The 13,106-nt window shown below is 66.1% G+C and carries 12 protein-coding genes; 3 read left to right on the top strand and 9 right to left on the bottom strand.

What is annotated here, in order from left to right; all coding sequences use genetic code 11:
• Window positions 1–156 precede the first annotated feature (156 nt).
• From KXR83_RS20070 to KXR83_RS20060, 3 genes are all read right to left on the bottom strand, one after another.
• A complete protein-coding gene (locus tag KXR83_RS20070) occupies window positions 157–1,971 on the bottom strand; it encodes an ABC transporter ATP-binding protein (RefSeq protein ID WP_437426320.1) in 1,815 nt (604 codons plus the stop codon).
• A complete protein-coding gene (locus tag KXR83_RS20065) occupies window positions 1,968–3,767 on the bottom strand; it encodes an ABC transporter transmembrane domain-containing protein (protein WP_437426319.1) in 1,800 nt (599 codons plus the stop codon). Before KXR83_RS20065 ends, KXR83_RS20070 begins: the two co-directional genes overlap by 4 nt.
• Before the next feature lie 82 nt (window positions 3,768–3,849).
• Window positions 3,850–4,830 (bottom strand): histidine kinase dimerization/phospho-acceptor domain-containing protein, encoded by a 981-nt coding sequence (locus tag KXR83_RS20060; RefSeq protein ID WP_437426318.1) that lies wholly within the window; start codon window positions 4,828–4,830, stop codon window positions 3,850–3,852.
• Between the two features lie 142 nt (window positions 4,831–4,972).
• Here KXR83_RS20060 and KXR83_RS20055 point away from each other — a divergent pair, with 142 nt between their 5' ends.
• Entirely contained in the window at window positions 4,973–5,677 is a 705-nt protein-coding gene (locus KXR83_RS20055) for an SDR family oxidoreductase (protein ID WP_437426317.1), read from the top strand.
• Here KXR83_RS20055 and KXR83_RS20050 read toward each other — a convergent pair.
• Window positions 5,674–6,474, bottom strand: coding sequence for a HugZ family protein (locus KXR83_RS20050; RefSeq protein ID WP_437426316.1), 801 nt, complete (start codon window positions 6,472–6,474; stop codon window positions 5,674–5,676). The genes KXR83_RS20055 and KXR83_RS20050 overlap by 4 nt on opposite strands.
• 136 nt (window positions 6,475–6,610) lie before the next feature.
• Between KXR83_RS20050 and ligD the strand changes: the two genes are divergently transcribed.
• Window positions 6,611–7,570 carry a non-homologous end-joining DNA ligase gene (ligD, locus tag KXR83_RS20045; RefSeq protein ID WP_437426315.1) on the top strand — a complete coding sequence of 320 codons (960 nt, stop codon included), beginning with the start codon at window positions 6,611–6,613 and terminating at the stop codon, window positions 7,568–7,570.
• Between the two features lie 14 nt (window positions 7,571–7,584).
• Here ligD and ykgO read toward each other — a convergent pair whose 3' ends face one another.
• On the bottom strand, window positions 7,585–7,707 hold the full coding sequence (ykgO, locus tag KXR83_RS20040) for a type B 50S ribosomal protein L36 (protein WP_030174925.1): 123 nt from the start codon (window positions 7,705–7,707) through the stop codon (window positions 7,585–7,587).
• Window positions 7,708–7,759: 52 nt separating this feature from the next.
• Here ykgO and KXR83_RS20035 point away from each other — a divergent pair, with 52 nt between their 5' ends.
• Window positions 7,760–8,536 (top strand): SagB/ThcOx family dehydrogenase, encoded by a 777-nt coding sequence (locus tag KXR83_RS20035; RefSeq protein WP_437426314.1) that lies wholly within the window; start codon window positions 7,760–7,762, stop codon window positions 8,534–8,536.
• On the opposite strand, the gene KXR83_RS20030 is transcribed toward KXR83_RS20035, so the two are convergent.
• Genes KXR83_RS20030 through KXR83_RS20015 form a run of 4 tightly spaced genes read right to left on the bottom strand, consistent with a single transcriptional unit; the run spans window position 8,450 to window position 13,099 of the window.
• Window positions 8,450–9,676: an MFS transporter gene (locus tag KXR83_RS20030; protein WP_437426313.1), complete on the bottom strand. Its 1,227-nt coding sequence runs from the start codon at window positions 9,674–9,676 to the stop codon at window positions 8,450–8,452. The two genes, KXR83_RS20035 and KXR83_RS20030, sit on opposite strands and share 87 nt — an antisense overlap.
• Window positions 9,673–11,055: a YcaO-like family protein gene (locus tag KXR83_RS20025; RefSeq protein WP_437426312.1), complete on the bottom strand. Its 1,383-nt coding sequence runs from the start codon at window positions 11,053–11,055 to the stop codon at window positions 9,673–9,675. Before KXR83_RS20025 ends, KXR83_RS20030 begins: the two co-directional genes overlap by 4 nt.
• Window positions 11,052–12,389 carry a CocE/NonD family hydrolase gene (locus tag KXR83_RS20020; RefSeq protein WP_437426311.1) on the bottom strand — a complete coding sequence of 446 codons (1,338 nt, stop codon included), beginning with the start codon at window positions 12,387–12,389 and terminating at the stop codon, window positions 11,052–11,054. The genes KXR83_RS20025 and KXR83_RS20020 overlap by 4 nt, the downstream gene beginning before the upstream one ends.
• Window positions 12,386–13,099, bottom strand: a complete 714-nt coding sequence (locus KXR83_RS20015; protein WP_437426310.1) for a hypothetical protein — start codon at window positions 13,097–13,099, stop codon at window positions 12,386–12,388. Before KXR83_RS20015 ends, KXR83_RS20020 begins: the two co-directional genes overlap by 4 nt.
• Between the last annotated feature and the right edge of the window lie 7 nt (window positions 13,100–13,106).

Below are 13,106 nucleotides of genomic sequence, written 5' to 3'. Positions count from 1 at the left end.
AACGCCACCGGGACAACGGCATTGCCGCCATGTCAGGCGCGAGGAGTCGCAAACGACTCCGACGATGAGGCGACACATCGTACCGCCGCGCTTGCAACTAAGCCTATACTTATCTGGCGAGTTAGGGAAGCGTGCGAAATGTGAGGTGGGCCAAGCTCAGCTCTGCGTGCGGCCCCGTGACCAAGCCCGCCAGAGGTTGCCGTAACGACCTCCGAGCGAGACGAGTTCTGCGTGTGTACCCACTTCGACGATCCGTCCGCGTTCCATGTAGACGATGCGGTCGGCGCGAGCCGCCTGGCTCAGGCGATGCGCCACAATGAGTGCCGAGCGTCCACGCAGGGCCGCTTCCGCCGAGGCCTCGAGGACACCCGCACCTGCGCTGCCGGCGTCCGCGGTCGCCTCGTCGAGTATCGCCATCTCGGGGTCGAGCAGAACGATCCGGGCCAGGGCGAGTTGTTGCGACTGCATCGGTGTGAGGTGGTGCCCTTGCTCGCCGACAACCGTCTCGATGCCATCGGGCAGCGCGCGTACCCACGGACCTGCATCGACGAGATCCAGTGCGGCCCAGAGCTGATCATCGTCGGCGTCCGGCGCGGCGATTCGAAGGTCTGAGGCCAGCGTTCCGCTGAAGACGTGCACCTCCTGCGTGACCAGCGCTGTCGAACGCGCCAGTTCGGTGCGGTCGATGGACGTGATGTCCCTGCCACCCAACAGCACACGTCCCTCGGACGGCATGTGGATACCGGCGACGATGGTGGCCAGTGTTGTCTTCCCGGCGCCCGATGATCCCACCACGGCGATGTGTTCTCCCGCCGCGATCGACAGCGAGATGTCGTGCAGCACCTCGTGCTCCGGCGAATACGAATAACTGACGTTGCGGATCTCAACCAGTGGCGCCCCCGGCGCAGGCCGGGCCGACTTGGTGTCGACGGCCGTCGTGGTGGTCGCCGCGCGGTCCGCCTCCTCGATCACGCCCACGATGCGACCGAGAGCGGCTGCGCCGGACTGCAAGTCGTTCACCAGCAACATGACCCGTCCGATCGGGTCGAACAACATCAGGAAATAGAGCATGGCTGCGGTCACAGCGCCGACGGTGAGCGAGTCCGACCCGACCAGCACGAACCCGATGATCAGAATGGTTGTCATGCCGACGAACTCGCCCAAGTTGATGCGTGCGCCGAGGCGGTTCTGCAGCACGATCGCACGCATGAACCAGCGGACCACCGACCACGAATGACGCTCGATCCGGCCGTTCAGCGACTGCGACAACTCGAATGCGTGCACGGTGTCCAGCCCGCGGATCGAGCCGAGTACGTGATGAGCCCGCTCAGCGGTGGCAGCCCTTTCCGCGGCAAACAGCGCGGGTGCCTTCTTCAGGAACATCCGCACACCGTTCACGTAGACCGGCATGACCACCACGAGAACCAGCAGGAAACGCCAATCCAGCAGCGCCAGGCCGACAAACGTCACGGCGATGGTGAAAGTGGCTGTGAGAAGGGCGGGTACCACCGATCCGATGGCCTGGCTCACTGTGCTGACGTCGTCGGTGGCCCTCGACACCAGGTCACCACTGCCTGCGGCCTCCACGCGCGCAAGCGGCAGCCGTAGCGAGGCGGCCAGCATGGTCTCTCGCAGATGCGCCAGAATCGTCTCGAAGATCTTCGCGGACAGCCGGACCCCGAGTCCGGCGAGCACGGCGGCGCCCACCGCGGAAGCGGTCATGATCCCGGCCAGGCGCCAGATCTCGCCGGTGGCGCCACCTTCGTCGGCGATGTCGACGATCTCCCCGAGGGCTCTTGGCGTGACCAGCCCCAGAGCTGCTGCAGCCGTCATGATCCCGGCGAGCAGCACCAGGGGCCAGATCTGTTTGCGCACCTCGACGCCCAGGTAGCCCATCGTGACGCGAAAGTTCGCAATCGCGAGTTTCTCCGTCGAGACCTCAGGTGTGGCATCCCCGGTCGCGGCGCTCATCGGACGGCCTCGGTCGATCCGGCGGGCAGCAGGCCCGCGCCGGCCAGATCACCCTGGTAGACCAGTGACCCGCCGGAGATGATCACCACGTGTTCGGCCGCTTCGAGGAACGCCGGAGAGTTGGTGAACACCACCGTGCTCAGACCTTCACGGGTGAGGTGGAGCCGCCGCGCGACGGTGGCCTCGGTGACCGAATCCACTGCTGTGGTGGGGTCGTTGAGGATCAGTACCTTCGACTCCGCCGCCAGCGCGCGGGCCAGACCGACACGTTGGCGCTGCCCGCCCGAGAGCATGCGGCCGGCCTCGCCCACCGGGGTGTCGAGGCCCGCGGGCAACACCTCGACGACGTCGTCGCAGGCGGCCGCGAAGATCGCGCGGGTGACGCGGGAATCACGGTCGGCGACATCGTCGTCCACACCGGCCTCGATGTTCTCGAGCACCGAACCCTCGAAGAGATCCGCAGAGTGCGGCACTGCTCGCACCAGCTGATGTACTACGTCGTGGCCGAGGTCGAACAGGTCGACATCACCGAGCCTCACGACGCCTGACTCGGGTGCCTTCTTGCGTGCGAGGACGGCGACGAGGGCGTCGGTTTCCTCTGGGGCGCAGACAATTGCGACCAGTCCCACCGGGGGCAGTTCAAGGGTCAGTCCGGCGACCGGCCCGGCCGTCATGTCATCGAAGGACAACGGACCTTCGGCGTTCCGGACTGACCCGGACTCGATCGCCGATTCGGCCTGCAGCACCGACAGCACACGTTTGGCACAGGGAATCGCACCGTTCCAGACGGCGCCGAAGTTGGTACCCAGTGCGTTCAACGGCCCCATCACGAATTGGGTGAGACCGACGACCGTGATCAATTCACCGAAGCTGATCTGCCCTTCGACCGCCATCAGACCCGCCACGATTCCCACCCCCACGACAAACAACGCCGATACCATCTGCATCACGCCGATGTAGGCGCCCTGCGATCCGGCAGCGCGGATTGCACCGACGCGCGCGCGACTGCTCGCCATCCGGTACCGCCGGCCGGCCTCGGGCTCGGCACCCAGTCCCTTGAGGATCCTCAATCCGGCGACCAGATCTGCGGCCGTGCCCGCTGCGTCGCCGGCAAGTTCTTGTTCGTGCTCGGTCCGTGCCCGCAGCGGTCCACCCGCCAGGTCGAGAATCCACAGGAGGGTCGGCGCCCCGAGAAGGATCGCCAGCCCGAGCGGCCAGGAGATGAACAGCAGGACGGCCCCCGCCACGATGACCGCCGCGAGTTCCCCGATGGGGAAGACGGCGATGAACACAGCGCTCGACAATCGCATCACGTCGGAGGTGGCGATGTTGAGGGAGACGCCCGGCAGTCGCGCCGGGCCGGCCATCCCCCGAGGGTCGAGAAGTCGATCGGTGACCCGCATCCGGAACTGGTGCTCCACCAGACCGTGCGCGTACATCGTCAGACGCTCACCGAACCGCCAGGTGTGCGACAGCAGGAGGAAGACAGCGGCCAGTGCAACAAGCCAGGCGATGAGCGACCCGACATCGCCGGTGGACACCGCGCGGTCGATCGCCATTCCCATGACCACCGGCACCAGCGCTTCACCGACGAAGTGCCCGACCATCAGGGCCATGCCCGGCAGTGTGTACTTCCCGGCCCCGAAGATGGTGCGGATGACCAACGTTTTCGGTGTGGTGTCGGCATCGACTCGGATCTGCTTGCTGCGCACCGGCTCTGCGGGCGGCACGAAGAACACCGGAAGCCGCGAGCCGGTGTCGATCGTGAGCCGATCGGACCGCCCAGAGTTCAACACATGATTAGGCTATCCTACCTTCGGACGCCCGAGCGACTCCCCTATCGACAAAGTTAGGGCATCCTAAGCGGCGCGGTTGCCCCTAGGAACGCCCCATCGTCGGCGGCCGTGCCACGTCCACCAGATCGGCGACCAGCGCGGAGAATTCCTCGATCTGGTCGATCACATCCGACCGCAGTTCCGCCATGTCTTCTTCGGACATCGCCGATGCACCCGGCTTGCTCGCGGCGATCAGCAACTCGAGGTTTGTCCGCAACGAGGTGAGCGGGGTCCGGAGCTCGTGGCCGGCGTCGGCGATCAGCTGCGACTGCCGATCACGCGAATCCGACAGCGCGGCCAGCATCGTGTTGAACGTGGAGGCGAGCCCGGCCAGCTCGTCGTTCCCGGCCACCTGGATCGGGCGGAGATCATCGGTTCGCGCAACCCGTTCAGATGCTCGTATCAATCGGTCGACCGGCCGGAGGCCTGCCTGCGCGACCGTTGTGCCCGCCACCCCGGCCAGGATGGCGCCGCACCCGCCGATGATGCCGAACACCCAGGCGAGCCGGGTCAGCACTGCGTGTGTGGAGGTCAGGTCTTTGGAGAGGACCAGCGTGACCCCATCGGTGAGCCTCTGGGCGAGAACACGATGGCCGTCGACATTCGACAGCGACGATTCCCGCTTGCCCTCGATCACTTCGCGCTGACCGGGCCCGATCGGAATGGGACCGGTGCGAACGGTCAGCCCGTTCTGCAGCACGAGTCCGAAGTAGATGCCGTTGTCGCCGTACCGGATCGTCTGCGCGACCATCTCCAGTGATGCCTGGTCCTCGACCTCGATCCCCTGGTTCACCCAGGTCGTCACCGACAGAGCCCGCGACTTCAGGTTGTCGTCGACGCGTTCGTTCAGCCCGTCGCTGACCACCAGGTAAGCGGCCAGGGCCATCACCGCGGCGGCCACCGCCACAACCGCCCCTGCCAGCACGGTTATCTGCCATCGCAACGAACGTCGCGGCGCGCGCCCGGCGCCGCGACGTCGCACGGCGGTTCGACGCGCGAGGCGACGCAACGGACTGACGATCACGATCCCAGTGTGGTCCACGAAGGTAAGAGGGGACTGAACCTTCTTCGCACGAGGGTCCATCACTCCTTCGGCGGAATAAAACACATCACCCCTGGCTTTGGATTACCAAAGCCAGATCCCGACAGCAGAAAAGAGTACAAACATGTCCGTCGACTTCGAAGGTGCAGTGGTCCTGGTGACCGGAGCAAACGGCGGCCTGGGCCGCGAGTTCGTGGAGCAGGCACTCGTCCGCGGAGCCGCGAAGGTCTATGCCTCGGCCCGCAGTCCGCGCGACTGGCCCGACAACCGCATCGTCCCCATCGCACTGGACGTCACCGACGACCGCTCCATCCGAGCTGCCGCCGAACTCGCAAGCGACACCACGATCGTGATCAACAACGCCGGAATCCTGGGCGGCGACAACCTGAGCACCACATCGATCGAGACCATCCGCGCGACCTTCGAGGTCAACTTCTTCGGCGCCATCCAGGTGGTGCGAACGTTCGCGCCGGTTCTGGCCGCGAACGGCGGAGGAGCATTCCTCGACGTGCACTCGGTACTGAGCTGGATCGGAATCGCCGCGGACTACAGCGCATCCAAGGCCGCGTTCTGGTCGGCGACCAACTCGTTCCGGATCGAACTCGCGGCGCAGGGAACGCACGTGATGGGGCTGCACCTCGGTTACACCGACACCCCGATGACCGCCGCGGTCGACGCGGAGAAGAACGATCCCGCCGACATCGTCCAGCTCGCCTACGACGGGCTCGCGGCGGGCGATTACGAGGTGATCGCCGACGAGATCAGCGCGAACGTCAAGGCCGGCCTGTCGGCCGGCATCGAGACGCTCTATCCCCAGCTGGTCAACTAGAGAGCACCACGCGCGCGGCGGGCGAGTTCCACCGTGGCCGAACGTAATTCGTCGATCGAGTTGATCGGCGATGCGTACCCCGCGCGGGTGTACGCCACGCCTCGCGGCGTGGTGACACGCAGATCGAGTCCGTAGCGGTCGGCGCCGGTACAGGTCACCTCTGTGGTGTCGGGGAAACCACCGAGTGTCTGGGCCATGGCGAGCAGGGAGTCGCGGTGGTCGTTGTTGAGGTGTTCTATCGCGCCGGCGGCGTTGGGGATCACCGGATCAGGCGACGCTGCGGCATAGGCCTCGGCGGATGCCGAGTCCATGCGGCCGTACCCGCCAACCCACCGCACGCGCTCGACGCGCAACACCCAGAGGGAGAAGTCGCTGTAATCGACGTAGTACTTCGCAGCGGGCACCCCGTCCAGGTGCGCCTGGCGCACTGCCGCGTACTCGGCCTCGCTCGGCTTCTCCACATGACCGGCCAGCGTGATGCGGGCGCTCGCCAACGGGTCGGCCTCGGCGTTGGGTGTCACCACCGCGATGCTGGCCCGAGGATTGCCCGCGAGATTGCGTCCGTGTTCGGCCATGTGTGAGACGCACAGAACCGGCGACCCGTCGAGCAGACCGTAGGTGATGAACGACGCCCACGGGTCGCCGTCTGCGGTGAGGCTGGCGAGCGTGCCGATGTTCGTCGAGGCCACGAGCGTTCGCGCTTCCTCTGCCGCGGACGGCCGCGTGGTGTCGGCGATGTCCGCCAGCGGAGGTGGCACAGAAGGAGCGTCGCCGGGGTCACCGTGATCGAGAGCCATACGCCGAACGCTACTCGACCGGACCCTGACCGGGTCAACCCTTGATGACCTGCAGCGTCACGCGCTCACTTCCAGACCCGGACTCCGCCGGCTGGGGTGGTGCCATCCCTCGCCTCACGGTGCAGACTCGAACGGTATGACAGACGCGCCGCTTCCGATGCTTGCCACCCTCGGCACACCGCCGACCGGTTCCGGCTGGGCATACGAGATGAAGTGGGACGGACAGCGGGCGATCGCGGTTGTCGACTCGGCCTCGGCCAGCCTCGTCAGCCGCAATGGCAACGACGTCTCCGGCAGTTTCCCCGAACTCATCGACGCACTGCCCGACGCCGTGGCCAGCCGCCCGGTTGTGCTCGACGGAGAGATCGTTGCGTTGGATGACACGGGCCGACCGTCGTTTGCGCGCCTTCAGCAACGCATGCACGTACTCAAACCGAGCGCACAACTCCGCAAGGACGTACCCACGACCTTCTACGTGTTCGACATCCTCGAGCTCGACGGCGACGACGTAGCAGGCCTGCCCTACCTCACGCGGCGGCAACTACTCGACGACCTCGGCCTGGAATCGAAACGGGTTCGCGTTCCACCCATCTGGACCGACGTCGACGGCGAGACGATGCTCGACATCGCCCGTCAGAACGGCCTGGAGGGCGTGGTGGCCAAGAAGACCGATTCGATGTACAGACCAGGCCGCAGGTCACCCGCCTGGATCAAGACCCCGCTGCGCAGCAACACCGAAGTGGTTGTCGGCGGGTGGGTTCCAGGGTCTGGCGCCGCTTCGGGCGGAATCGGCTCGCTGCTCCTGGGCGCTCATAACGCAGACGGCGAACTCGTCTACATCGGACACGTCGGTACAGGATTCTCGTCTGCGATGCGGCGAGAACTAATCGAGATGCTCACCGAGATCGAGACATCGACTCCGCCGTTCGCCCAGACTCCCCCACGGGCCATCACGAAAGACGCTCACTGGGTGACGCCGACATACGTCGGAGATGTCGAGTACCGCGAGTTCACCGGCAAACTCCGCCATCCCAGCTGGAAGGGATTGCGCGACGACAAGTCGCCCGCCGACGTCGACTGGCCCGGCGATCACTGAACCCCTTGAGTCAACTACCCCTGCCGGGCCTTGAACCGCGGGTTTCCCTTGTTGATCACAAAGATCTTGCCGCGACGGCGCACGACCTGCGAGCCGGGCTGGTTCTTCAACGACTTGAGTGATGCACGAACCTTCACGATGAGACTCCTAGATGTAGCTATTGGGAATGATTTTCATTAGACTACATGGGTGGATAGTTTGCCGGGCACCAGAGTCGAGCGCGCACGCGCAGTTCACAGTGCCCTCACCGACTCGGGCCCTCCGGTGTCGCCGATCCGGCTGGCCGAGGACAACGGGGTGATCACGCTGAGCGAACCCGCCGACGCGCCGACGATTCCCATCGACCGCGTGCTTCGCGACCGGCGCTCGCGGTACAGCTACGGCCCGCTCGGCCACCCAGACCTGTCAGCGTTGCTGCGGTGGGCGCTCGGTCCACAGCGCACCGTACGAACCGGCGACGGAGAGGAGCGCTCCGTGACTTTCCACCCCAGCGCCGGTGGCCTGCCGTCGACCACCGCGTACGTGGTTGCGCTGCAAGCACTCGACGAGATACCCGTGGGTGTGTACGAGTTCGACCGCGGCGACCACCGGTTGCTCCGGCGCAGAACAGGCGACGTACGCGGCGCACTCGCACAGGGTCTCGTTCAACCGCAGTTCGCCCGACGCGCACCGGTTGTCGTCATTCTCGTCGGCGAACTCGAAGTGACCCTGACCAAATATTCTGAGCGGCACTACCGCACTCTGCATGTCGATGCCGGCCTGGCTGCAGCACACCTGTACCTCATCGCCACCGCACTCGACCTCGCCTGCTGCGCGATATCCGGGTTCTATGACAACCGGATCAGCGAGATGCTCGCGTTGCAGCGCAGCCAGGTCCCACTACTCGCCTTTGCCGTGGGCGCTCGCTGTGAGGTCGGCGAGCAACGGCAGGCGGGCGACCCCCATTCGCCAGCCGACGACGGCTGAACAGAGCAGGGCCACCGCGCCGGCGGACACCGCCACACCGACACCGCCGACCTGCGCCACCGCCCCACCCATGGCAGCGCCGAACGGGGTACCGCCCATGGCGATCATCCGCGCCGTCGTGTTCACCCGCGACTGCAACTCGTCGGGCGTGATCGATTGCCGCACAACGATTCCGTTGACGATGATCATCGTGTTGACCGCCTGGTACACAACCAGGATCACCAGCGAAGCGACAAACCAGGGCGTCTGTGCCCACAGCAGCATCGCCCCGGCAGATATGGCGATCCCGGCGAGGGTGATCTTTCCGGTGTCCACGACACGCTGGATCTTTGCGCTGACAAGGCTGATGAGGAACGCCCCGAGCGCGGTGGCCGCATACAGCGCACCCAGTCGGGCATCGCCGTCGTCCAGGCCCAGTTGCCGGACACCCACCACCACCATCAGTCCGACCACCACCCCGTTGGCGAGGCTCACTCCGATTCCCACCAGAGTCAGTGCGCGCACCACTGGCTGCTGCCAGATGTATCGCAATCCCTCACCTATCTGGTCCGAGATACGCCGGCCCGGAACGGCTTCGACGGCGTTCGGGGGGATCGCGATGGTGGCGGTGAGTGCCGCCGCCGACAGATAGCAACACGCATCGATCGCGATCGCACCGGCGGGACTGAGCGCAGTGGCCGCCACACCACCCAACAACGGTCCGGCGATGCCGATGACGGTACCCACGGACACCAAAGTTCCTGTGGCGTCGGCTATCCGGTCTCGCCCGACCAGAGCGGGCACCACCCCGAACGATGCCGCATCGTAGAACACGAACAGCGTGGACACGAGGAAGGCAACGGTGAGGGCGTGCACGATCAGGACGTCCCCAGCAATGTTTGCCAACGGGATCGACGCCAGCGCAACCGCACTCAGCATCTGGGCGACAACAAGGATGGACTTGCGGTCGAACCGGTCCGCCACCGCCCCGGCGAAGAGCCCGAACAGTAGATAGGGCAGCGACTCGACGGCAAACGTCACACCGGACAGCAGTGCCGAGCCGCTCTGCTGATAGACGAGAAGCGGCAGTGCCACCAGCGTGACGGCGTTGCCCGCCCAGCAGATCGCGCGCGCGACGACGAATGTGCGAAACGGGTTCATAAGCTCGGAGGGGCCACCAGCAGCAACGAATTCGGTTCGTCCGGGTCGCAGCCCGTCGCCTCTGTTCGGGCCACCTCCCGCCACCGCGGCAAACCGAAGTAAGGGAACCCCGCCGGGGCGTTCGGGATCAACCCGGCGGCGCACACCCGCGCCACCCGCAGCGGCGTCAGTGCGATGTCGGGGGTGGTGATGTCGCAGACAACGATCTGGTGGCCGGCGGCTCGCAGTCGGTGCTTGAGATTGCGGAGGTCGCCGATGGGCAGTTCGTCGATACCCACCGTGGTGGCCGGTTCGGTGAAGCGCGGCAGCAGCGATTCCTGCGTCAGTGGATCCAGCCACACCTGCGCCTGCGCCCCGAGATCGCGGACATGCTCACTCCGCACACCGGCGGCGTCGAGGTAACTGCGGTCCGCCCGATGGTCCAGATACAACCCGCGCGAGAGCACCCCGGCCTCCATGGAGCCGAACACCCAACCGTCGGGCTCGAGCAGGCCCCGCGTGAACACCCAGCTGTGAATGGCCTCGAGTACCGCCTTTCGGGCGGTCTCGGCCGGGTCGAGCTTGGCGGAGAACCCCCCCGCCACGATCCCCAGCTCCGGATCGTGGATCACCGCAGCGACCACCGGGACACCGAAGTATGCGGGCAATTCGAGCAGGTGGCAACGTAATCGGGTGTCACCGAGGTCCTCGGCCAGGCCTGGCACGCTACCGATGTCGATACCGCGGGCGGGCAGATTCAGATGCCACCACAACGACAGTGAGTCCCGTTCGACGAGTTCGAGCAACCCTCGGGCGGCGGCATCGTCCAGGCCCGCTCCGGTAGCGATGCCCGCGTAGTTCAGATGGTGTAGCCAGGGGTCGCGCTTACGGGTGCCGGTACGCCAGTTGAGATAGACGTACGACGCAGGCACCAGGGTCGGTTCCCCGTCATCACCGCGGCCCTCGCACCACGCGATCACGGTGTCATGGGTGAACCGCTCGAACGGGAACCGCGGCGTCTCGAGTTGCCACTCAGCGAAGAAGTTCAGTTCATCGGGCCCGAGATGGCGCACACCCGCGCTGCGTAACTCCCGAGATGTCGCCCGCAGCAAGTCTTTCGGCACGTAGTTGCCGCAGTACCGCTCGACCGCCTCGCCGATCGCCGCGATACGGGCACCCGCCTCGTCGGCGAAGGTGGTTCCGAGAGACACCAGGTCACTCGGCCAGTTCCCATGCGTTCTGGTGTCGGCGATCTCGGCGGTCAGTCCTACATACCGCTCGGGCATCGCGTCGAGCCGATCCACGGGGTGCAGAGCCCGGATGACGCCGGCGTACGGATCGATCAGGTCCTCGGCCGACAGGACGGTCGATGTGTTCGACTCTGCCACAGTCGGGTTCATGCCGGCATATCCAACGTGACGGACTCGACCTCGCGCAGGACTGCACGCGTTTCGGTGCCGGCGAGGTGATCGCTGAGCGACTGGAGATCCCGCGCGTGGCGAGGGAAGGAATGCGCCGAGAGGATGAGGACCATCGATTCTCCTGTGTCGAGGTGGGCGGCCACCGGGGTGAGGTGGATCGTCGTGTGTGTGGACATACCGTGCGCCGCCTGTTCGAGTCGACCGTCGCGGCGCCGGATGGCGAGCAGAGCGCCCCAGTGACCGACGGTGTCAGTCGAATGCACTCGCACAGTGGGCGTTCCGACGACCACGTCAGAATGGTTCGGCAGGTCGAGAACAAGGCAATCGGGCCGCGCGGCCGCCTCGCTGACGTCTGCCCTGTTAGCCATCGAAGGGAAGGGATCGGTGGGGTCGGCAGGAAATCGGCCGCCCGACAGAACGGTGGACAACACAGTGCTCGGCCACCTGGTCAGGTCCACCGTCCCTCCAGGCAGGCCGTGCACCTGCGCGCCGGTTGTGGGGGTGCCCGCACACACGTCATCGATCCACGACTCCATGCGGTGGGCTCGGTCGGAACCAAGCAGGCTGTGGTCCCAGGGGCCCATGACCAGCGCCGCCGGGCCACCCCAGGACGTCCAGAGGTCGACGGTGTCCTGCGCGAACCAATCCGCCATGCCACCGATGGCAAGCAACGGACAGCGTAGCCGCGAAACCTCGCCACCTCGTTCACGGTCTCGACGGCCGGCTCGAATCACTCTCTCCCACGCCGTGATCGGCGGTGTGGCGCGGCGACCGATGTCGGCCACCGGCAGCGTGTCGAGCAGACCCTCAGGGATTGCGGCGCCGGGCGATTCGGGTCCTTCTCCGTGTTCGAGCCACCAGCCCACCCGCGACTGCAGATAAAGGCAACCATCGATATTGCGGGCCGTCTCACCGAGACCGAGCGCGGGAACCGCCACCGACACCCCGCCGACGTGGACCCCCGCCTGTGCCGCGGCGATCGCAGTCTCCACCGCGCAGTGCGCGGAGTACGACGTGCCGTACAGGATCACCGGTGCGCCGGCCCAGGATCGGCTCGCAACCCACTGCAGGGTCGCGAGCCCATCGGCCCCCTCGTTCTCGAACGGCCGAAAACGGCCGCGGGACCGGTGCCGTCCCCGGACATCCTGGGTGACCACTGCGATTCCCCGACGAACCCATGCGTGCGCTTCTGCCCGATAGGCGGCGGCATCGTAGGGCGTGCGGATGATGAGGATGGACCTCGGCGCGGTGTCCGGCAGGAAAACATTTGTGTGAAGTCCGTCGACCTGGGCATCGGTCAGCGAACAAGTCATTGCGGCACAGCGGGAATGGGCAACACAGGTCGCCGGACAATCCGCAGGGTGCGTAGGTCGACAGTGACCAGCAGATGCTGTGAGCGGCTCGTCGGCGACTCGGTGATCGACCGACCCTGTCGCTCGTCGATCTCGCTGACGATGAGGTCTGCGATCACATCAGCTGCCCGATCAGACACCGGATGCAGGGTCGATTCCAGCCGCAGCCCGCCGTCAACCGGTCGGTGATGCGACTGCATCCGGTCACGATGGATGGCGCAGGCACGACGCCGGCCGACCACGTCCGCGACACCGACCGCCTGCGGCGTGATCACCTGGATGATCCCGTCGCGGTAGCTGGCCAGGTCCACGGCGCCGACTTCGGCCGGATCAATGGGTTCGTCGCTGACGTGACAGACGACGTCAGCGCTCGCGATGTCACCGGACACCCGCGCTCCCAGTCTGTTCGAGGTCGCGGCCGCGATCTTGCCCTGCCCACGCACTGCCACCGTCGGCCACGCGACGGTGGTGACCACATGACCCGCGTCGACCAACGCACTCAGGGCGGCACTGACCCTGCCCGAGGCAGGTGGCGCATCGCCGGACAGCACCGACAAGAGCTCGTGCACCTCGTCACCACCCAGAGTGAGTTCGAAGTGCTCGTCGTCGGCGGTGCGCAGGACAAAGCCCTGATGTGCTTGATATATGGCGGTATTCGGGGACAGCTGCACGAGTCTC

This window comes from Williamsia muralis, assembly GCF_051487485.1.
Taxonomy (GTDB): Bacteria; Actinomycetota; Actinomycetes; order Mycobacteriales; family Mycobacteriaceae; genus Williamsia; species Williamsia muralis_B.
This window is presented reverse-complemented; position numbering and strand designations above follow the sequence as displayed.